The 20,764-nt window shown below is 71.2% G+C and carries 17 protein-coding genes and 2 tRNA genes; 6 read left to right on the top strand and 13 right to left on the bottom strand.

Annotated features, from left to right (window positions below):
* Positions 1 to 61 precede the first annotated feature (61 nt).
* The 6 genes from AC3A5R_RS10995 to gyrB form a co-directional block, all read right to left on the bottom strand.
* A tRNA-Ala gene (locus AC3A5R_RS10995) sits at positions 62 to 137 on the bottom strand.
* Between the two features lie 39 nt (positions 138 to 176).
* Positions 177 to 365, bottom strand: a complete 189-nt coding sequence (locus tag AC3A5R_RS10990; protein ID WP_487620801.1) for a DLW-39 family protein — start codon at positions 363 to 365, stop codon at positions 177 to 179.
* A gap of 29 nt (positions 366 to 394) precedes the next feature.
* Positions 395 to 471: transfer RNA gene (locus AC3A5R_RS10985), tRNA-Ile, on the bottom strand.
* A 168-nt stretch (positions 472 to 639) separates the two neighbouring features.
* Positions 640 to 1,488, bottom strand: a complete 849-nt coding sequence (locus AC3A5R_RS10980) for a DUF3566 domain-containing protein (protein WP_487620800.1) — start codon at positions 1,486 to 1,488, stop codon at positions 640 to 642.
* Positions 1,485 to 4,229, bottom strand: coding sequence for a DNA gyrase subunit A (gene gyrA, locus AC3A5R_RS10975; protein ID WP_487620799.1), 2,745 nt, complete (start codon positions 4,227 to 4,229; stop codon positions 1,485 to 1,487). The genes AC3A5R_RS10980 and gyrA overlap by 4 nt, the downstream gene beginning before the upstream one ends.
* 117 nt (positions 4,230 to 4,346) lie before the next feature.
* Entirely contained in the window at positions 4,347 to 6,536 is a 2,190-nt protein-coding gene (gyrB, locus tag AC3A5R_RS10970; protein ID WP_487620798.1) for a DNA topoisomerase (ATP-hydrolyzing) subunit B, read from the bottom strand.
* Positions 6,537 to 6,978: 442 nt separating this feature from the next.
* Between gyrB and AC3A5R_RS10965 the strand changes: the two genes are divergently transcribed.
* Both AC3A5R_RS10965 and AC3A5R_RS10960 read left to right on the top strand, forming a co-directional pair.
* Positions 6,979 to 7,485, top strand: coding sequence for a SigE family RNA polymerase sigma factor (locus AC3A5R_RS10965; RefSeq protein WP_487620797.1), 507 nt, complete (start codon positions 6,979 to 6,981; stop codon positions 7,483 to 7,485).
* Positions 7,482 to 8,810: a hypothetical protein gene (locus AC3A5R_RS10960; RefSeq protein ID WP_487620796.1), complete on the top strand. Its 1,329-nt coding sequence runs from the start codon at positions 7,482 to 7,484 to the stop codon at positions 8,808 to 8,810. Before AC3A5R_RS10965 ends, AC3A5R_RS10960 begins: the two co-directional genes overlap by 4 nt.
* Before the next feature lie 49 nt (positions 8,811 to 8,859).
* On the opposite strand, the gene AC3A5R_RS10955 is transcribed toward AC3A5R_RS10960, so the two are convergent.
* From AC3A5R_RS10955 to AC3A5R_RS10930, 6 genes are all read right to left on the bottom strand, one after another.
* Entirely contained in the window at positions 8,860 to 10,341 is a 1,482-nt protein-coding gene (locus tag AC3A5R_RS10955) for a protealysin inhibitor emfourin (protein WP_487620795.1), read from the bottom strand.
* Between the two features lie 65 nt (positions 10,342 to 10,406).
* Complete coding sequence (locus tag AC3A5R_RS10950; protein WP_487620794.1) at positions 10,407 to 11,057, bottom strand: DciA family protein; 651 nt, start codon at positions 11,055 to 11,057, stop codon at positions 10,407 to 10,409.
* Positions 11,050 to 12,414 (bottom strand): DNA replication/repair protein RecF, encoded by a 1,365-nt coding sequence (gene recF, locus AC3A5R_RS10945; RefSeq protein WP_487620793.1) that lies wholly within the window; start codon positions 12,412 to 12,414, stop codon positions 11,050 to 11,052. Before recF ends, AC3A5R_RS10950 begins: the two co-directional genes overlap by 8 nt.
* A gap of 17 nt (positions 12,415 to 12,431) precedes the next feature.
* Positions 12,432 to 13,556 (bottom strand): phosphogluconate dehydrogenase (NAD(+)-dependent, decarboxylating), encoded by a 1,125-nt coding sequence (gnd, locus tag AC3A5R_RS10940; protein ID WP_487620792.1) that lies wholly within the window; start codon positions 13,554 to 13,556, stop codon positions 12,432 to 12,434.
* A 192-nt stretch (positions 13,557 to 13,748) separates the two neighbouring features.
* Positions 13,749 to 14,876: a DNA polymerase III subunit beta gene (gene dnaN, locus AC3A5R_RS10935; protein ID WP_487620791.1), complete on the bottom strand. Its 1,128-nt coding sequence runs from the start codon at positions 14,874 to 14,876 to the stop codon at positions 13,749 to 13,751.
* A 740-nt stretch (positions 14,877 to 15,616) separates the two neighbouring features.
* Entirely contained in the window at positions 15,617 to 16,351 is a 735-nt protein-coding gene (locus tag AC3A5R_RS10930; RefSeq protein ID WP_487620790.1) for a TetR/AcrR family transcriptional regulator, read from the bottom strand.
* Between the two features lie 147 nt (positions 16,352 to 16,498).
* Here AC3A5R_RS10930 and AC3A5R_RS10925 point away from each other — a divergent pair, with 147 nt between their 5' ends.
* Complete coding sequence (locus AC3A5R_RS10925; protein ID WP_487620789.1) at positions 16,499 to 17,464, top strand: NAD-dependent epimerase/dehydratase family protein; 966 nt, start codon at positions 16,499 to 16,501, stop codon at positions 17,462 to 17,464.
* 38 nt (positions 17,465 to 17,502) lie between these two features.
* Here AC3A5R_RS10925 and dnaA read toward each other — a convergent pair whose 3' ends face one another.
* Entirely contained in the window at positions 17,503 to 19,281 is a 1,779-nt protein-coding gene (gene dnaA / locus AC3A5R_RS10920) for a chromosomal replication initiator protein DnaA (RefSeq protein ID WP_487620788.1), read from the bottom strand.
* 550 nt (positions 19,282 to 19,831) lie between these two features.
* Here dnaA and rpmH point away from each other — a divergent pair.
* The 3 genes from rpmH to yidD are packed head-to-tail and all read left to right on the top strand — an operon-like array spanning position 19,832 to position 20,736.
* Positions 19,832 to 19,969 carry a 50S ribosomal protein L34 gene (gene rpmH / locus AC3A5R_RS10915; protein WP_010849920.1) on the top strand — a complete coding sequence of 46 codons (138 nt, stop codon included), beginning with the start codon at positions 19,832 to 19,834 and terminating at the stop codon, positions 19,967 to 19,969.
* A gap of 18 nt (positions 19,970 to 19,987) precedes the next feature.
* Positions 19,988 to 20,338 carry a ribonuclease P protein component gene (gene rnpA, locus AC3A5R_RS10910; RefSeq protein WP_487620787.1) on the top strand — a complete coding sequence of 117 codons (351 nt, stop codon included), beginning with the start codon at positions 19,988 to 19,990 and terminating at the stop codon, positions 20,336 to 20,338.
* On the top strand, positions 20,335 to 20,736 hold the full coding sequence (gene yidD, locus AC3A5R_RS10905; RefSeq protein ID WP_487620786.1) for a membrane protein insertion efficiency factor YidD: 402 nt from the start codon (positions 20,335 to 20,337) through the stop codon (positions 20,734 to 20,736). The genes rnpA and yidD overlap by 4 nt, the downstream gene beginning before the upstream one ends.
* Positions 20,737 to 20,764: the final 28 nt, after the last annotated feature.

The following is a 20,764-nucleotide window of genomic DNA, read 5'->3' as shown; positions in this document are numbered from 1 at the left end:
GTCGCCGCGGGGCCCGGGGACGCAGACGAGGCCTGCCCCGGCGGCGGGACAGGCCTCAAGATGGTGGAGCCAAGGGGACTCGAACCCCTAACCCCCTGCTTGCAAAGCAGGTGCGCTACCAATTGCGCCATGGCCCCTGGCGCGCCGGACGCGTCCGGCGGGTGAAGCAGGGAGGATCAGGACGACGTGGTCACCTCGTCGCGGCTGACCGGGGCGTCGGGCGTGACCGGTGACGCTGCCGGAGCCGAGACGTCGTCGGTGGCCTGCGTCCACAGGTCCTGCTCGGCCTGCTGCTGCTTGGCCTTGCGTCGCACGAACACGATGCCGGCGACGACACCAGCGATGAGGGCGAGACGCTTGAGCATTCGGTGGATCCTCTCCGTGGTGACGGTGATGGTGGGCCTAGGAGGACTTGAACCTCCGACCTCTTCCTTATCAGGGAAGCGCTCTAACCGTCTGAGCTATAGGCCCATCGTCACCTTCGCGCGCCTGGTAGAACCCGTCGGGATCCGACGTCTGGGCTGATGTCCGGGCGCGATGGGAAACGTTACCGGATGCCCCCAGCTGTCTCCAAAACGGCCCCCACCCAAGCGGGCGGGGGCCGTCAGGACGGGCTGGCTACGAGCTCGATCCGACGCGTCAGTCGTCGGTCAGCGTCAGCTGCACGCCGCCGACGAGGGCGGAGCAGATGTTGTAGAGGAAGGCCATGACGGTCGCGATCGCCGTCATGAGGATGACGTCGATGACGCCGATGACGATCGACAGCGACACGACGCGGCCGAAGCCGACGTAGTCCTTGATCGAGAACGGGTCGGACGTCGTGGTCTGCAGCGACTGGAGCACGCCTTCGATGTCGGTGAAGACGTTCATCGTCGACAGGATCATCCACAGCACGGCCGTGAGGACGACGCCGGCGATGCCGAGCGCCACCGAGAGCAGGAAGCTCATCTTCATGACCGACCACGGGTCGACGCGGGCCACCGCCAGGCGGACGCGTCGGGGACCCTTTGCCTTGCGGGCGGCACCCGTGGGGCGCACCGCGGCGGTGGCGGCCGTGGCCGGACCCGTGCCCGAGGTACCCGAGGCACCGGACGCGCCGGCTCCACCCACGCGCGGCTGCGGGCTGGTGCGCGTCGTGACCGCGCCCCGCGACAGTGACGTGTCGTTCGCGCCGGCGGAGCGAGCCGCGCCCGAGGCGCCGCTGGAACCGGAGGAGCCACTCGTGCTGCTGAAGGCGGTCGTCGATCCGGAAGAGTACGGCGCACCGCTGCCGTAGTAGTCGGCGCCCGAACTCATCGTCGCGTCGTTCGTGCCCGCGGATGCGGCCGGCGACGCCGACGAGACCGAGGGCTGCGAGGCCGACGAGGACCCCGAGGAGCCGGCCGCAGAGGGCGTCGAGCCGCCCGAGGTCGGGCTGCCGTTGCTCATGGACGGACCCGCGCCGTACCCCGTCGCCCCGAGCGGGCGGTCAGAGCTCGTCGCGCTCATGCGTCACCTCCGTTGTCACCATCGGACGAACCATCCTCGTCACCCGAGGTTTCGTCCGACGGTACGCCATCGGGGCCTGGAACCGTAGCGGGCGCACTGGGAGCGGTCGCTCCTGGCACGCCGCCGGTGCCCGATCCGTCGTCTTCGCCCGACGCGTCCGCTTCGCCCACCACCGCGGCCTCCTCCTTCTCCGGGTTGCGGGCGATCGCGACGACGCGGTCGTTCTTGCCCGGCTTGACGAGGATGACGCCCTGGGTGTTGCGGCCCTTGCGTGCGATGCCGGCCGTCGTGGCGCGCACGAGGTTGCCGCGCTCGAACACGACGAGCAGCTCGTCGTCACCGGTCGTCGTCAGCGCCCCGGCGAGGTCGCCGTTGCGGTCGGTGATCTTGGCGACGGCGACGCCGAGCGTGGCCCGGCCCTTCGGGTTCCACTCCGAGGCTGCGGTGCGCTTGGCCATGCCGTTCTCGAAGACGACGAAGACGTCGGGCTCGGTGCCGGCCTCGATGACCGCCATCGCGAGCAGCTCGTCGTCGCCGCGGAACTTCATGCCCGTGACGCCGGAGGTGGAGCGGCCCATGGGGCGCAGCTGGCCGTCGGTGGCGTGGAAGCGCACCGACATGCCCTTGCGGGACACGAGGAGCAGGTCGTCCTCGGCGCTGACGAGCGAGGCACCGACGAGCTCGTCCTCGTCGCGCAGGTTGATGGCGATGAGACCACCCGAGCGCGGCGAGTCGTAGTCGGACAACCGCGTCTTCTTGACGAGGCCCGCCTTCGTCGCGAGGACGAGGTAGGGGGCCGCCTCGTAAGAGCGCAGCGCCATGACCTGCGCGATCTGCTCACCCGGCTGGAAGGCGAGGATGTTGGCGACGTGCTGGCCCTTGCTGTCGCGGCTGCCCTCGGGCAGCTCGTAGGCCTTGGCCCGGTACACGCGTCCGAGGTTGGTGAAGAAGAGCAGCCAGTGGTGCGAGGTGGTCGCGAAGAAGTGCTCGACCATGTCCTCGCCGCGCAGCGACGCGCCCCGGACGCCCTTGCCGCCCGGCTTCTGCGCGCGGTACTGGTCGACGCGCGTCCGCTTGGCGTAGCCGCCGCGCGTGATCGTGACGACGACGTCCTCCTCGGGGATGAGGTCCTCCATCGACATGTCGCCGTCGAACGGGATGATCTCGGTGCGCCGGTCGTCGCCGTACTTGTCGACGATCGCTGCGAGCTCCTCGGACACGATCTGCCGCTGCCGCTCGGGCGAGGCGAGGATCGCGTTGTACTCGTCGATGAGGGCCTGCAGCTCGTCGTGGTCGGACTGCAGCTTCTCGCGCTCCAGGGCGGCGAGGCGGCGCAACTGCATGTTGAGGATCGCGTTGGCCTGGATCTCGTCGATCGAGAGCAGCTCGATGAGCCCCTCGCGGGCGATGTCGACGGTGCGCGACCCGCGGATGAGCGCGATGACCTCGTCGAGCATGTCGAGGGCCTTGAGCAGCCCACGCAGGATGTGGATGTCGGCCTCGGCCTTGTTGAGCCGGAACTGCGTGCGCCGGACGATGACCTCGATCTGGTGGTCGACCCAGTGCCGGATGAACCCGTCGAGCGGCAGCGTGCGCGGTACGTCGTCGACAAGGGCCAGCATGTTGGCGCCGAACGTCGTCTGCAGCTGGGTGTGCTTGTAGAGGTTGTTGAGCACGACCTTCGCGACGGCGTCACGCTTGAGCACGATGACGATGCGCAGACCGGTGCGTCCCGACGTCTCGTCGCGGATGTCGGAGATGCCCGCGATCTTGCCGTCCTTGACGAGGTCGGCGATCTTCAGGGCGAGCATGTCCGGGTTGACCTGGTAGGGCAGCTCGGTGACGACGAGGCACTGGCGGTTCTGGATCTCCTCGACGTTGACGACCGCGCGCATGATGATCGAGCCGCGGCCCGTGCGGTAGGCGTCCTCGATGCCGCGGTGTCCCATGATGAGCGCACCGGTCGGGAAGTCCGGGCCCTTGATGATCCCGAGCAGCGCCTCGAGCAGGTCCTCGCGGGTGATCTCCGGGTGCTCGAGGTAGTACTGCGCGCCGGCCGCGACCTCGCGCAGGTTGTGCGACGGGATCTGCGTGGCCATGCCGACCGCGATGCCGGCCGAGCCGTTGACGAGCAGGTTGGGGAAGCGGCTCGGCAGGACCGACGGCTGCATCGTCTTGCCGTCGTAGTTCGGGACGAAGTCGACGGTGTCCTGCTCGATGTCCCGCACCATCTCCATGGCGATCGGGGCCATCCGGCACTCCGTGTACCGCGGGGCGGCCGCGCCGTCGTTGCCGCGCGAGCCGAAGTTGCCCTGGCCCTGCACGAGCGGGTAGCGCAGCGACCAGTCCTGCACGAGACGGACGAGGGCGTCGTAGATCGCCGAGTCGCCGTGCGGGTGGTAGTGACCCATGACGTCGCCGACGACGCGGGCGCACTTGTTGAAGCCGCGGTCGGGGCGGTAGCCGCCGTCGTACATGGCGTAGACGATGCGGCGGTGCACCGGCTTGAGGCCGTCGCGCACGTCCGGCAGCGCGCGCGACACGATGACCGACATCGCGTACTCGATGTAGCTGCGCTGCATCTCGGTGTTGAGGTCCACCGGCTCGACACGGTCGTGCTGACCCGGCTCGCGGGAGACGACCGCGCGGGCGTCGGCGTTCTCCTCGGGTGTCTGGGTGACGTCGTCCCCGTCGGCGGGCGGCTCGTTCGGCGGCTCGGTGGGGGGCAGGTCGTCGCTCACGTCAGATCCTTTTGTCTGTCAGTGGGATTGGGATGCGTGTGGGAGGCCGAGGGGCGGACAGCCTGACGTTTCACGTGGAACGTCGTGGGTGAGGTCCGCCGACCGTCGGCCTGCAGGTCAGATGTCGAGGAACTTCACGTCGTGCGCGTTCTTCTGGATGAACGTGCGGCGCGACTCGACGTCCTCGCCCATGAGGACGGCGAAGACCTCGTCGGCCTTGGCCGCGTCGTCGAGCGTGACCTGGAGCAGGGTGCGGGTGCTCTGGTCCATCGTCGTCTCGCCGAGCTCCTGGTAGTTCATCTCGCCGAGGCCCTTGTAGCGCTGGATCGGGTTGTCCTTCGGCAGGCGCCAGCCCTTCTCCTCGCCGAGCTTCTTCAGGCCGTCGCGCTCCTTGTCGGAGTAGGCGAACTGGTGGTCGACGCCGCCGCTCCAGCGCAGGCGGAACAGGGGCGGCTGCGCGAGGTAGACGTAACCGGCCTCGATGAGCGGGCGCATGAACCGGAACAGCAGCGTCAGCAGCAGGGTGCGGATGTGCATGCCGTCGACGTCGGCGTCGGCCATGAGGACGATCTTGTGGTAGCGCGCCTTGGCGATGTCGAAGTCCTCGCCGATGCCGGTGCCGAACGCCGAGATGAGTGCCTGGACCTCGTTGTTGGCGAGGATCTTGTCGATGCGCGCCTTCTCGACGTTGAGGATCTTGCCGCGGATCGGCAGGATCGCCTGGGTGTGCGGGTTGCGAGCCTGCGTGGCCGAGCCGCCGGCGCTGTCGCCCTCGACGATGAACACCTCGGAAATGCTCGGGTCCTTGCTCTGGCAGTCCTTGAGCTTGCCCGGCAGGCCGCCCGACTCGAGCAGGCCCTTGCGGCGCGTCGCCTCGCGGGCCTTGCGCGCGGCCATGCGGGCCGCCGCGGCCTGGACCGACTTGCGGACGATGTCCTTGCCCTCGCTCGGGTGCGCCTCGAGCCAGTGGCCGAACTCGTCGGTCATGGCCCGCTGGACGAAGCCCTTGACCTCGGAGTTGCCGAGCTTGGTCTTGGTCTGGCCCTCGAACTGGGGCTCGCCGAGCTTGACCGAGATGACGGCGGTCAGGCCCTCGCGGATGTCGTCGCCGGTGAGGTTCTCCTCCTTCTCCTTGAGGAGGTTCTGCCGGCGCGCGAAGTCGTTGACGAGCTTGGTCAGCGCCGCACGGAAGCCCTCCTCGTGGGTGCCGCCCTCGTGGGTGTTGATGTTGTTGGCGTAGGTGTGGACCGACTCGGAGTAGGCCGTGGTCCACTGCATCGCCAGCTCGAGGGAGAGCATCCGCTCGGAGTCCTCGGTCTCGAGCGAGATGACATCGGGGTGCACCGGCTCGCTGCGCTTGCTGCTGTTGATGTGGTTGACGTAGTCGACGAGGCCACCGTCGTAGCGGTAGGTGACCTTCTTGGCCGTGACCTTCTTCTTCTCGCCGGCGCCGCCCGACGCGTCGGCCGCGGTGTCGTCCTCGTCGCTCGCCTCGACCTCGGTGAGGTCGGACTCGAGCTGGTCGAGGTCGACCTCGCCCTCGCCGGACGCGTCGACGCGCTCGTCGGTGAGGCTGATCGTCAGCCCCTTGTTGAGGAACGCCGTCTGCTGGAAGCGCGCCCGGAGCGTCTCGTAGTCGTAGACCGTCGTGTCGAAGATGTCGGCGTTGGCCCAGAACGTGATCGTCGTGCCGGTCTCGTCGGTGGCCTCCTCCTGGCGAAGCGGCCCGTCGGGCACGCCCATGGAGAAGCTCATCCGGTGCACGTGGCCCTTCTGGCGCACGGCGGCCTTGAGCGTCGTCGACAGCGCGTTGACGACCGAGGACCCGACGCCGTGCAGGCCGCCGGACACCTTGTAGCCGCCGCCGCCGAACTTGCCGCCGGCGTGCAGCTGGGTCAGGACGAGCTCGACGGCGCTGATCTTCTCGACCGGGTGGATGTCGGTGGGGATGCCGCGGCCGTTGTCCTTGACGCGGACGCCGCCGTCGGCGAGGAGCGTGACGTCGATCTGCGTGGCGTAGCCGGCGAGGGCCTCGTCGACCGAGTTGTCGACGATCTCGTAGACGAGGTGGTGCAGGCCGCGCTCACCGGTGGAGCCGATGTACATGCCCGGACGCTTGCGGACCGCCTCGAGCCCCTCGAGTACCGTGATCGCGCTCGCGTCGTAGTCGACGCCGTTGGGCCTGAGGTCGGCCGGCGCCGCCACCACTGCGTCGGCCGAGCCGGCCGAGCCGGCCGACTCGGCCGGGGTGATTGCCGAGGCCGCGGGGTCGATGGGATTCTGGGGCGTCTGGTCGGCCTCGGACACGTCTCTCCTCTTCACACGTCGACGCGGGTGCGCCACGTCACGCCGGCGACCCGCGTCGTGCCACCGGTCGGTGACATCGGGACGGCCCGCCCGTGTCAGACGGCACGGTCGAGCCGAGTCACTCTCATTCTACCGGTCCGAGCCCTCCGACTGTGCCCCGCAAACGCCCGGGAGGGCACTTTTCCGGCCCGAAACCCCGCCGATCCGGGGGGAGGATCACGACCCGGCCCCCCAGCGCGCCTCAGGTGCCTTCTCACGACTCGGCACCCCCGACCGGTCCGCGTCTGCCCCCGACCCGCGGAATCACGCCGAATCGGCCAGACTCCGGTGACAACGCCGACGGCGTCGCGGGCGTCATGACAGGTGCCGGCAGCCGCCGGCGCCGTGACCCGGCAGGCACCTCCGCAGCGCCGTCGGGTCGGACGACAGGGGACAGCATCCGATGGACGACGCCGACCGGCGCGACGACTTCACGGCCTGGGTCAGGTCGCGCGAGCAGGCCCTGGGCCGGCTCGCGTACCTGCTGACCGGCGACCGCGACGCCGCCGAGGACCTCCTGCAGAACGCCCTCGCCAAGGTGTACCGCCACTGGGAGCGTGTCCGGGCCGCCGATCTGCCCGACGCGTACGTACGCCGGCTCATGGTCAACGAGAACAACTCGCGCTGGCGCCGGCTGCTGCGCCGGCCCGAGTCGCCGGGCAGCCACGTGCTCGAGGTCATCGCGCCGCCGGCGCCGGCCGGGCTCGACGCCTCGGAGGCGCTCGACCTGTGGCGCCACGTGCAGGCGCTGCCCACCCGGCAGCGGGCCGCCGTCGTGCTGCGCTACTACGAGGACCTCACCGAGGCCCAGACCGCCGACGTCCTCGGCTGCTCGGTCGGGACGGTCAAGAGCCACACCAGCCGCGCCATCAGTGCGCTGCGCGCGAGGATGAGCGAGGTCACGGCATGAGCCACTTCGACCCGGAGCTGAAGGACGTGCTCGACCGCCGGAGCGAGGGCGTGCAGGTCGTCGCCGACCTCGCCGAGCGCGCGATCCGCAGAGACGCCCGGCTGCGCCGCCGTCGCACGGCAGCGGTGGGTGTCGCCGCCGCCCTCGTGCTGGCCGTCGGCGTCCCGGTCGGGTGGGCGGCGCTGGCCCCGACGCCGGACCGGACCGTCCCGGTCGGCCCCTCGACGACGAGGCCCACCGACCTGCCGACGCCGTCCCTGCCGGTCACGCCCCCGGCCTCCACGGCGCCGAGGCCGACCTCGACGCCGACGCTCACGGCGGACGGCTCTCCCGTGCCCGCGAACCTGCGGCCCGCGACCGGCGGCCCGACCGCCACGACCGAGATCCCGTACCTCGTCGACGGCGTCATCCACGACGGGACGAAGGAGCACCCGCTCGGCAGCTCCGTCTCCCGCGAGAACCTCGCGAACCTGCCCGGAGGACGCTGGCTCGTGCAGCAGGCGAAGACCGGCGTCTACGAGGTGCTGCAGCCGCTCGGCCTGCCGACCATGCACCTCGGCAGCGGCAAGGCCACCGTCGCCGCCGACGGCCAGCTCATCGTGGTCGAGAGGCTCGGCACGTTGCGCGTCTACGACGGCAGTGGCACGTGGGTCCGGACGCTGCCGGCGGCGGCCTGCGACTGCGCCGAATCCGGCTCCGGCGCGTCCTCGCCCGGTTTCGAGGCCGTCGGCGTCATCGGCTCCGTCGTCTATGCCAATCGCGGGTCCCGCGGTGACGCCGTGGCCTGGGACGTCCTCGACGGTGACATCAGGCCCGTGGCTCACCGGCTCGCGCTCGTCGACGCGGCGACCGGCACGGCGCTCGTGGCCCCGGACCCGACCAAGCCGACGGCGCGGATTTGCCACGCCCTCGTCGACCTCGCCAACGACCGCACCCGGTGGCGGCTGTGCGGCCCCCTGCTGTTCCGATCCTTCTCTGCGGACGGTCGCTACCTCCTCGCGACCGGCGAGATGGATGGCCTCGACAGCTCCCAGCTCAACCCCGACCGGTCCTTCAGGTACGGCGGGCTCGTCGTCGTGCGCACCAGCGACGCCGCGCTCGTGCTCGAGGGCCGCGGCGACGTGGCCACCGGGGTCGGCTCCCCGGTCAGCTACCGGATGGGCGCGGACGACACGATCACCGTGCAGGTCGGGTCGACCGGCGGAACCCGCAGCCTGCAGCGGTGCACCCTCGATGGGTCCTGCGAGGTGGTGGGCCGAGCACGACCGAGGGACCAGGTCGACATCCCCGAGGGCGACGACCCGTACCACCTCTCCACCAACTGAGCCCTGCCGACAGGGCCGGGGCCGACGTGGCCCCGGCCCGCCACGCCGGTCAGCTCTCGGGGTCGGACAGGGTGCGCTCGAAGAGGGAGTGGATCGCCTCGGGCAGGTGCGGCTCCTGGATCGTCACGTCGCAGCCGGCCTCGTCGCACACGACGGAGTAGATGAACGCGTCGGGGTGGGTGCCCTCGGTCGAGTCCGCGATCTTCTGGAGAGTCGGAGCCGCGAGCAGGTGCTGCCAGTCCTTCTGGTCGCGCTCGGACAGCTGGCCGATCGTCACCCGCCGCTCGCGGACCTGCCCGGCGAACCCACCGGTGCGCCGCAGCACCACCTGCGCGTCGGCACTCGGGGGCGTGGTGGTGCCGGTGTCGCCTCCCGCCTGTCCTCCCGCCTGTCCTCCCGCCGACCCGGAGCCACCGGACGCCGGAGCCTGGCCGCCGGCGGCGAGCACGCCGACCTGCTGCCACGCGTCGCGCACCGCGGTGTGCTGCGTCGAACCGTCACCGTGGGTGGTCGCGGCCGCGTCGACGGTGAGGGTCGCGAACGTCTCGAAGTCGCAGGTCGGCTTGATCGCGTCGCCCGACACGACCGCGTACCAGATGTGCCCGGCGTCCTCCCACGCGTTGCCGCCGATGGCGAGGGCGGCGAGGGTGAAGGCCCGGTTCGGGATGCCGGAGTTGATGTGGACGCCGCCGTTGTCGTCCTGGGTGTCGACGTAGTGGGCCATGTCGGCGGGCTGCGGGTCCTTGCCGAGGCGCGGGTCGTCGTACGCGGTGCCCGGGTTGCGCATGTCGCGCAGCGCCCGCCCCTTGACCGAGCTGTTGAGCAGGTCGGCGCCGACGAGCCAGTCGGCCTGGTCGGCGCTCTGCCCGAGCTGGTGCTGCTTGACGAGAACCCCGAACACGTCGGAGATCGACTCGTTGAGCGCGCCCGACTGGCCCTGGTAGTTCAGGCCCGCCGTGAGCTCGGTGACGCCGTGCGCGAGCTCGTGCCCGATGACGTCGACGCTCTTGGTGAACCGCTCGAAGATGACGCCGTCGCCGTCGCCGAACACCATCTGGGTGCCGTCCCAGAACGCGTTATCGTAGTTGCGGCCGTAGTGGACGGTCGCGAGCAGCGGCAGGCCCTGGCCGTCGAGCGAGTTGCGCTGGTAGGCCTGCCACCACAGCTCCCAGGTGGCGCCGAGCCCGTCGTAGGCCTCGTTCACCGCCGGGTCGGACGAAGCAGCCTCGCCCTCGCGCCGCACCGTGGTGCCGGGGGTCGTCTGGGCACCCTTCGCGTCGGCGATGGTGCGCTCGGGCGCGGGCGTCGACGGCGTCGAGGTGTCGGGCGTACCGGCCGGTGTCGAGCCGGGCCGGTGGTGCCGACGCTTCTTCGCCCCGCCCGTCGGTGCGCTGCGCAGCTCGCGGACCGACGCGTCGTGGCGCAGCGCCTGGCGCGCCTGGGCCGCGACCGCGGGCTCGCCGCTGCGCGCCAGCTCCTCGAGCATGTAGGGCGGGACGATCATGCAGCGGTGGGTCGGCGTCGCGGTCATAGAGCTAGTGTGCGACGGGTCGCTGACAGTCGCCCGGTGAGCGGGGCGGCGGGCGGGTCCGACGGTCAGCCGTAGGTGTCGCGCGGGCCACGGGAGTCGGGGGAGCGCCGGGCGCCGCGGTTCCACGACGGCGCGCTCGGGCCGACGACCCGCAGCTCGCTCACGGCGCCGACGCCGACCTCCTCCTCGATCCGGGCGAGCAGCGACGACGCGAGCAGGCGCATCTGCGTGGCCCAGGCCGTCGAGTCGGCCCGCACGGTCAGCACGCCGTCGACGAAGGTGGCCGGCTCGACGTGCGCGGCGATGTCTGGCCCGACGATCTCGGGCCAGCGCCCCATGACCGACCCGACGGCGACGTCGACGCGCCAGCCCCGGTCGAGCAGCAGTCGGTCGAGCTGGTCGCCGAGCAGCGTCGGGTCGCGCCCGTCGCGGCTCGACCCCGACAGCGTCGGTTCGCCCATGGGCCGTCGCCGCTTGCGCGGCTTCATCCCCGGCCGGAGCCCCTTCTCCGCCGCGGCGGCCCGGGCTCGCGCCAGCGCCGAGGCGGCGGCGTCGGCGATCCGGGTGTCGGTGTCCGACGGGGTGGCGTCCTCGAGCGTGCCGGCCGAGCCGGCGTCTCCCTCGGTCCCTCCCGCCGGAGGGTTCGCGTCGTCGGCACCCGGTGCCGCCCGGTCGTGGTCCGAGGCCCCGACGTCCGGCCTGCTGTCGTCAGCCATCGGTCGCCGGCTCCCCGTCCGTGGTGGCCGGAGCCCCTGCTCCCGTTGACGCGCCGGCATCGGGGGGTGGATCGGCGGCGTCCGCGTCGGGGACCTCGGCGTCGGGGACCTCGGCGTCGACCAGCACCTCGCCCGACGCGTCGGCATCGGACACAGCCCCACCCGGCGAGGCGACGGCGCCGAGCTCGACGGCGAAGGTCGCCCCCCGCTCGCGGAGCCGGTCGGGCACGTCGGCCCCGACCGCCGCGGTGATGAGCACCTGCTCGCAGTCGTCGACGAGCGCGGCCAGGCGCTCCCGCCGGCCGGAGTCGAGCTCGGCGAAGACGTCGTCGAGCACGAGCACCGGGTCATCGCCCAGGTCGCGCCGCAGCAGCCGGTAGGCCGCGAGGCGCAACCCGAGCGCGAACGACCACGACTCGCCGTGGCTCGCGTACCCCTTGGCCGGCAGCTCGCCGAGCGACAGGACGAGGTCGTCGCGGTGCGGCCCGACGAGTGTCACGCCCCGCTCGACCTCGTTGCCGCGCACCTGCGCCAGGGTCTCGAGCATCCCCAGGCGCAGCTCGTCGACCTCCGGCACCTCGCCCGCCGCCAGGCGCGCGGCAAGGTCCTCGTGCAGCGAGCTGCGGTACACGGCCCTGGCGTTCGAGGCCGCCGCGCTCACCGCGTCGTAGCACTCGGCGAGGTCGGGGACGAGGTCGCGCAGCAGCCGCAGGCGGGCGTAGACGAGCTGGGAACCGACGCTCGCGAGGTGGTCGTTCCACACGTCGAGCGTGTGCAAGGCCGCCTCCCGAGCCTCGTCGCTGCTCGGGTCGCCGGGCCGCGGCCGGTAGCGGGCGCCCTTGCGCAGCACCGGCGCCGCCGACTTCAGCAGGGCGTTGCGCTGCCGCAGGATCTTGTCGTAGTCCGAACGCACCCCGGCCCATCGCGGCTGGCGCTGCACGAGGAGGTCGTCGAGGAACCGACGCCGCTCCGACGGGTCACCCTTGACGAGAGCGAGGTCCTCCGGTGCGAAGAGCACGGTGCGCACCGTGCCGAGGACGTCGCGCGGCTTGACCGGCGCCCGGCCGAGACGCGCGCGGTTGGCCCGGCCCGGCGTGATCTCCAGCTCGACGAGTGTCTCGCGGTCGTCGCGCACGACGGCCCCGCGGATGATCGCCTGGCTCGCCCCGAACCGCACGAGCGGCTGGTCCGTGGCGACCCGGTGCGACCCGAGCGTCGCGAGGTAACCGACCGCCTCGACGAGGTTCGTCTTGCCCTGACCGTTGAGACCGACGAGCGTCGTGACCCCCGGCGACAGCGCGAGCTCGGCGCTCGGGTAGCTGCGGAAGTCCTTGAGGGTCAGGTGCCGGACATGCAACGAACCGGGCCTTGCGCTCAGGCCTTCTTGGCGGCGCGCTTCTGGCCGCGCACCGTGTCAGCCGTGTCGGTGGCCTTCGAGGCCGCCTTGCGCCCGGACTTCGCCGACGTCCTCGCCGTCGCGACGTTCGCCTTGGACGCCGTCGCGGCGGCACGCTTGCTCGCGGCCTTGGTGGCGGCGCGCTTCGTCGCACCCTTCTTCGCGGCCGCCTTCTTGGCCGGGGCCGCGGGCGTGGACCCGGTGCGCAGGGCCTCGCCCTCGGCGATCGTCATGACCTGGTGGCCCCCGAACTGGCCGCGCAGCGCCGCGACGGCCTGCATCGTCGGCGAGCTCTCCTGGCGGGAGGCGAAGCGGGCGAAGAGCGAGGCCGAGATGACCGGCATCGGCACCGACAGCGCGATGGCCTCCTCGACGGTCCACCGACCCTCGCCGGAGTCGTTGGTGTAGTCCGAGACGTCGTCGAGGTGCGGGTTCTCCTCGAGCGCCTTGACCATGAGGTCGAGCAGCCAGGACCGTACGACCGTGCCACGGCTCCACGCCTTGAAGGCGCCGGGGACGTCGGTGACGATGTCCTTCTTCTCCAGCAGCTCGTAGCCCTCGGCGTAGGCGGCCATGAGGCCGTACTCGATGCCGTTGTGGACCATCTTCGTGTAGTGCCCGGCGCCGACCTTGCCGGCGTGGACGAAGCCCTCCTCGCGGGGGCCCTCGGGGCGCAGCGCGTCGAAGATGGGCATCGCCTTGTTGACCCACTTCTTGTCGCCACCGCACATCAGGCCGTAGCCGTTCTCCAGACCCCAGATGCCGCCGCTGACGCCGCAGTCGACGTAGCCGATCTTCTTGCCGGCGAGCAGCTTGGCGTTCTCGAAGTCGTCGGTGAAGCGCGAGTTGCCGCCGTCGATGACGAGGTCACCCGGCTCGAGCAGCTCGGCGAGCTTGGCGACGGTTTCACGCGTCGGGTCGCCGGCCGGGACCATGACCCACACGACGCGGGGCGCCTCGAGCTTCCTGACGAGGGCCGCCATCGTCGGGACGTCGCGCACGGCCGGGTTGAAGTCGAACCCGACGACCTCGTGGCCCGCGCGACGCACCCGCTCCCGCATGTTGCCGCCCATCTTGCCAAGACCGATCAGACCGAGCTGCATGTCGGGAGCCTTTCTGGGGGAGTGCAGGGAGCGAGGTGCGGCAGGGAGTGCCGGTGGAGCACGAGCGGTTCGAGGCTACGCCTGCCGGAGCATCGGGTGCACCGCCGGGCTCGCCCGTGGTCGGACGGCGCCGGGCCCGTCACCCCGGACCGTCTTCCCGTGGGTGGGCGACGGCGCAGGACAGCGGGTGAGTCAGCTGGCGAAGCGGACCGGCATGAGGACGTACCGGTACGTGCCGTCGGGCTCGCCGTCGACCTCCTCCTGGCCGGACAGCACCGCGGGGCGGCTCGGCTGGGTGAACGACAGCCGACTGAAAGCGGTGCCGACGGCGTGGAGTCCGTCGAGGAGGAACTGCGGGTTGAACGCGATCTGGATCTCGGGGCCGGTGAGGGTGGCCTCGACCGCCTCGGAGGCCTGGGCGTCGTCGCCCGTGCCGGCCTCGATGGCCACCTGCCCGTCGGTGAACTTCAGCAGCACCGGGGTGTTGCGCTCGGCGACGAGGGCCACGCGCTTGACCGCCTCCTCGAGCGCGGCGGTCTCGACGACGGCCTCGGTGTCGACGCTCGTCGGGAAGATCGAGGTGACCTTCGGGTACTCGCCGTCGAGCAGACGGGTCGTGGCGCGTCGCTGGCCGGCCTCGAAGCCGATGAGGCCGTCGCCGCCCGCGCCGAACGCGAGCGACACCGAGCCGGACGCGCCGAGCGCCTTCGCGGTGTCGGACAGCTGCCGGGCGGGCACCAGCGCCACGTGGCTGGCGTCTGACTCGCTCGGGGTCCACGTCAGCTCACGCATCGCGAGGCGGTAGCGGTCGGTGGCGAGCAGCGTGACCTTGTCGCCCTCGATCTCGACGCGGACGCCGGTGAGGATCGGGAGCGTGTCGCCGCGGTCGGCGGCGATGGAGACCTGCGCGACCGCCTGGGTGAAGGTGTCGCCGGCGATGGTGCCGCTGGTCTCGGGGGCCGCCGGGAGCGTCGGGTAGTCGGCCACCGGCATCTCACGCAGGCTGAAGCGCGACGAGCCGCACGCGACGTTGACCTTCGTGCCATCGGTGCTGACGTCGATCGGCTTGTTCGGCAGGTTGCGCGAGATGTCGGCAAGGAGGCGGCCGAGCACCAGCACCTGACCGGACTCGGCGACGTCGGCCGGCACGGTGATCTTCGCGGAGACCTCGTAGTCGAAGGCCGACAGCGTCAGCGAGCCCTCCTCGCTGGCCTCGAGGAGCACGCCCGCGAGCACGGGCACAGGAGGGCGCGCCGGCAGACCGCGCGCCACCCAGGTCACGGCCTCGGCCAGGACGTCTCGCTCAACCCGAAACTTCACGGTGCTCTCACTTCGACAGGTTGGACATGGGGGCTCAGACACTAGTCCCTGCGCCCGAGGTGGCACCACAAACACGCCACAAACGGTCGGGGGCCCGGCACCTGCCGGCGGGCCGTGTCGGGGGGAGTCTTCCACCGGCCCTCCCCGGCGCAGCCGTCGGGTCGCTCGAGACCCTCGTTGTCGGGGCATCTCTCGTCATCGGGGTACTCGTCATCGTCATAGGTGCTGTGGATCCTGTGGACAACCCGCGTCGACGCAGGTCAACGCGTCGTTTCGCGTGTGCAGGGGGTGTGGGTGGTCGACGTGGCCGGCCAGGGGGCGCTGTGGACGCGTTCTCGTCGTTCACACGGCGCTCACAACCTCGGTGCAGTTTTTCCGCAAGATTTCCGGTCTCGTCCACACCTGTCCACAGTGCCTTGTGGAAACAGCCGGAGGCCATGTCCGTTTTGTGTGCATTGGTGGCTAGTCACCTGTGGATGACGGATCACGCCACTTCCACAGAGTTGTCCACAGGAGTGGATAACCACAGCTGGGGGTAGAGCCTGTGGGTTGCGGACGACCCGGTCACGAGCGGGTCTCGCTGTGCACACAGCTGTGGACGCCGATGTGGACAGCTGTGGACGTCCGTGTTGCTGCGGGGCTCCTGCGCCGTCGCAGCGCAGTCCGGTCTGTGATGACTAGTCACGACTGCCCGTTTCGTTCGGCTCGTCGGACCGCGCCCGCCACCCTGCCCCAGCGGGTCAGTCCGTGACGACGAGGCGTCGCGACACGGCGACGTGCCAGGCGAAGAGGGCCTCGGCGTCCGGCACCGGGCCGAGCTGGTCGAACACCTCGCTCGTCACGGCACCGAGGACCAACGTCCACGCGCTGAGTCCCTGCGCCAACACCGACGCGTCGATCGCCGTGCCCGCGAAGAAGGCGTCGTCGAGGAAGGCCCCGACCGCCGGCCCGGCGAGGTGACCGAGCGCCGGCGTCGGCACGGGGTCGCGCCCGGTGCGGGCGGCCGCGTCGACGATGCGTGTCACGAGGGCGAGGACGGCGGTGCCGGGTTCGGTCGTGCGGTCCGCGGGTGCGGTGTAGTCCGGTACGGGTGAGCCGTACAGGAGGGCGAAGTCGTGCGGGTTCTCGAGCGCCCAGGCGCGAAGGGCGTGCGCGACCGCCTCCCACCGGCCCCCGAGGTCGTCGGGGTCGACGTCGTCGTGGGCGGTGGTGACCGCCGCGGCGAGAGAGGTGTAGCCGTCGACGATGAGCCGGGTCAGCAGCTCGTCGCGGCTCTCGACGTACCGGTAGATGCCCGAGCTGACCATCCCCAGGTCACGGGCGACGGCCCGCAGGCTGAGCGCTGCGGCCCCCGAGGTGGCCAGATGCTGGCGTGCGACGCGGAGGATGTCGGCCTCGACGGCGATCCGGTTGCGGGCGCGTCGGCCCAGCGGCTGCGCGGCGGTCGGCTCGGCGGTCGGCTCCGTGGTGCTCATAGACCGAGCCTGACACAGCGGGGGAGAAAATGTGAGCAGTGCTCTTGCTTTTTCGGTGGCACAGCGCGCATCCTTGAAACGTGAGCACCGCTCACATTCGCGGCACGGTCACGACCCTCGACCCACGATCGCCCTTCAGGAGTCCCCATGTCCCACCACCTCGTCCTCGGGGCCGGCGGCGTCGGTCGCACGACGACCGCAGCCCTCGTTGCCGCCGGCCACACCGTCACCCTCGCGTCGCGCTCGGGCCGGGTCACCGAGAGGCCTTGGGAGAACGCGCACCCCGACGCCGTCGAGGTCGTCGCGGCCGACGCCGCAGACGCATCCCGGCTCACCGAACTCGCCCGCGGCGCCGCGAGCATCGTCAACGCCGTCAACCCGCCCAGCTACACGACGTGGGACACCGACTGGCCGCCCGTCGCCGCGGCGACCCTGGCTGCCGCCGAGGCCACCGGCGCTGGCCTCGTCATCATCGGCAACCTCTACGGCTACGGCCGGGTGGAGGGCCCGATGAAGGAGGACGACCCGATGCGCCCCGCCGGTCACAAGGGCGCCCTGCGCGCCGACATGTGGACCGAGGCCCTCGCGCGCCACCGGGCGGGCCGGATCCGGGTCACCGAGCTGCGGTCGAGCGACTACTTCGGCCCCGGTACGACCCCGCGCACGAGCTACCTCAACGACGTCGTCGTCGACGCGCTCCTCGCCGGCCGGACACCCCTGGTCCCCGCGGGACGTTCGGACGTGCCGCACTCGTGGACGTACGTGCCCGACGTCGGTGCCCTTGCCGCCCGCGTCGCGACGAGTGACCCTGGCGGCGACACATGGGGTCGGGCCTGGCACGTGCCGACCTCGGCGCCACGGACGTTCGACGAGGCAGCCCGAGACGTGGCGCGACTGGCCGGCGTCAAGGCGCGCAGGGTGCGGGTGATGCCGCGGCCGCTCGGGACCGCGGCTGGGCTCGTCGTGCCGTTCATGCGTGAGCTGCGCGAGACGCGTCACCAGTTCGAGCGGTCGTTCGTGCTCGACACGACGCTGACCGAGCGCACCTTCGGGCTCGCGCCGACGCCGTGGGACGACGCGCTCGAGGCCACCATCGCGGCCCGTCGCCGCTGACGCGCCGGTCAGCGGGACGCGTCGGTCAACGACCTCGGTCAGTGGGACTGCTGGCGGATCCGGTTCGTCAGCTCGGTGACCTGGTTGTAGATGGCGCGCCGCTCGCCCATGAGCTCACGGATCTTGCGGTCGGCGTGCATGACCGTCGTGTGGTCGCGGCCGCCGAAGTGCTGGCCGATCTTCGGCAGGGACAGGTCGGTCATCTCGCGGCACAGGTACATCGCGATCTGACGGGCCGTGACGAGCTGGCGCGAGCGGCTCGAGCCGCAGAGGTCTTCGAGCGTCACGGCGTAGTACGCAGCGGTGACCGCCATGATCGTCGCCGCCGTCACCTGGTTCGGCGTCTCGTTCGGCAGGACGTCCTTGAGGACGATCTCGGCGAGCGGGAGGTCGACCGGCTGGCGGTTGAGGTTGCTGAAGGCCGTGACGCGGATCAGCGCGCCCTCGAGCTCGCGGATGTTGGTGCTGAAGTTCGTCGCGATGTACTCGAGGACGTCGTCCGGCACCTTCATCCGGTCCTGGATCGCCTTCTTGCGCAGGATCGCGATGCGGGTCTCGAGGTCGGGCGGCTGGACGTCGGTCAGCAGTCCCGACTCGAAGCGGGTGCGCATCCGGTCCTCGAAGCCCGACAGCTCTCGCGGGGGCAGGTCGCTGGTGATGACGATCTGCTTGTTCGCGTTGTGCAGCGTGTTGAACGTGTGGAAGAACTCCTCCTGGGTCTGCAGCTTGCCCTGGAGGAACTGGATGTCGTCGATGAGCAGGACGTCGACGCTGCGGTAGCGGGCCTGGAACGCGCTCGCCTTGTCGTCGCGGATGCTGTTGATGAAGTCGTTGGTGAACTCCTCTGAGTTCACGTACCGCACCCGGACTCCGGGGAACATCGTGCGGGCGTAGTGCCCGATGGCGTGCAGCAGGTGGGTCTTGCCGAGACCGGACTCCCCGTAGACGAAGAGCGGGTTGTACGCCTTGGCCGGCGCCTCGGCCACGGCGACGGCGGCCGCGTGGGCGAAGCGGTTGCTCGCGCCGATGACGAAGGTGTCGAACGTGTACTTCGGGTTCAGACGCGTGTCGCCGACGACCGGGGGCTCGGGCCGCTGCTGGCGCAGCGGGCCGCTCTCGCCGCCCGCGCGGAGCGGGTCGATGCCGCCGTGGTCCGGGGCCCGATAGGTCTGCGGGCGCGGCTCGTCGAGGTCGGCGCCGTCGAGCGCGGGGGCGCTCTCGGCGAGGTCACGCAGCGGGTTGGGGTTCGCCGCCGCCGGGTGCACCTGCGAGTACGGGCTGCCGAGCGGCGGCTGGACCGGGGCGGTGTGCCCGTTCGAGCCGGCGTGCGCGACCGGCGCGCCGGACATCCCGCCGGGCATCGGGGCGCCGGAGGTACCGGTGCCGTGGTTGATGCCGTGGTGCGGCAGCTGACCCATCTGGCCCTGGTGCCCCTGTGGTCCCGGGTGCCCCTGGCTGCCCGGCGTCGAGGCGAAGGGGTTCGACGAACGGGCGCCGTCCGAGAGCGCGGGCTGGCCGGTGGGCTCGTCGCTGATGAGGCCGAGGTCGGTCTCGAGGGTCTCGTCGACGGAGACGGCGAGCTGCACCGGGTGACCCAGCTGAGCGCCGAGCGCCGCGTGCACCTGCTCGCGCATGCGCGTCTCGAGGAAGTCCTTGGTGAAGTTGTTCGGCACGCGCACGAGCGCCACCTGGTCGAGGACGCCGATGAGCCGGCAGAGCCGCACGAACGCGCGCTCGCGGTTGGTCAGTCCGACCGAGTCGAGCGTGCGGAGCGTCTCCTGCCAGATCTGTGCGTAGTCGACGCCTGCCTCGGCCACCTGGTCCCACCTACCCCTGAGTCAAGTCCTCGGGCCCGTCGGTCGGGCACGTTCCGGTACACACCCCGGGGCGGCTGGCGTGCCGCACTTCCGGGCTGGACGGCCCTCCGCCGTCCGCTGTCCGGGTGAACGATGCCTTGTTGTCCACATGTTTGTCCACAGCCTGTGCATGGGTGGACCAGGACCGTAAGCACCGAAACCTACAACTCGAGGGCTGCTCTGACAATCGTCAGGTGCACGGATTCGGCCAACTCCCGGCGTGTCGGCTTGAATCCGTCCTGGAACGCCCGAAGATCGGTCGGTTCGGCAGGACGCATGCTGCGCGACTCCCTCGGTTTGACCCTCCTTCCGGCGCTCCCGTATCGTTGACCGAGCGTGTCTGCGACCTCTTTCGCATGCCCATGGCGCTCCGCGCCGCGCCCGGTCCGCCGGGTCGACGCCGAGGCACCATGGGCTTGCCGATTGCGGTCGCCGAGACCACGCCCTGCCCCATCACCACGGGACGCGGGTCGACGAGAGTCGCCCGGCCCCGCGACCAACGGAGAACCTCGTGAGCAAGCGCACCTTCCAGCCGAACAACCGTCGCCGCGCCAAGACGCACGGCTTCCGCCTGCGCATGCGCACCCGCGCGGGTCGCGCCATTCTCGCCGCCCGCCGTCGCAAGGGCCGCGCCGAGCTCTCGGCCTGAGCCGCCGAAGGCCTCGGCGTGCTGCCGGCACGTCACCGTCTGCGTGAGAGCGCAGACTTCGCGTCGGCAGTCCGCGGGCCTGGCGCCAGCAGAGCGGGCGGGCGACTCTTCGTCGTGCATGCCAACCGGACCGATGCGCGTGCGGACCTTCCGCCGCGCGTCGGTTTTGTTGTCTCCAAGGCCGTCGGCAACGCCGTCGTGCGCAACCGCACCAAGCGTCGGCTGCGGGCCAGCATGGCCGGTCACCTCGACCGTGTCCCGGCCGGCTGGGACCTCGTCGTCCGTGCGAATCCCGCTGCGGCACAGGCGTCCTGGGTCGATCTCGATGCCGCTCTGGGTCGCCAGCTCGAGAAGGTGACCTGCCGGTGAGTGTCACGGTCAACCAGGTGCTCGCGGCCCCACTCGTGCTCGCGGTCCGCATCTACCAGCGCTTCATCTCCCCGCTCACCCCGCCGAGCTGCCGCTTCTACCCGAGCTGCTCGTCCTACGCGGTCACCGCGTTGATGCGCTTCGGCCCCCTGCGTGGCGGCTGGCTGGCGGCGCGGCGCATCGGCCGGTGCCACCCGTGGAACCCGGGTGGCGTCGACGACGTTCCGCTCACGTGGGCCAGCCGCAACGACGTCCGTCCCGAGGACTTCCGCCCGAGGGACGCCGAGGCCGACGCGGACGCCGGGCCCGACGTCGCAGCTGACGTCACGCCCGGGCCCGACCCGGCGCTCGGCACCGCGACGCGGCATCGGCACCACCACGGAGCACCCACCACCTGACCACGCGGCATATCGTTGCCGACCAGTG

This window comes from Intrasporangium sp. Soil_C_50 (assembly GCF_057656595.1).
This window is presented reverse-complemented; position numbering and strand designations above follow the sequence as displayed.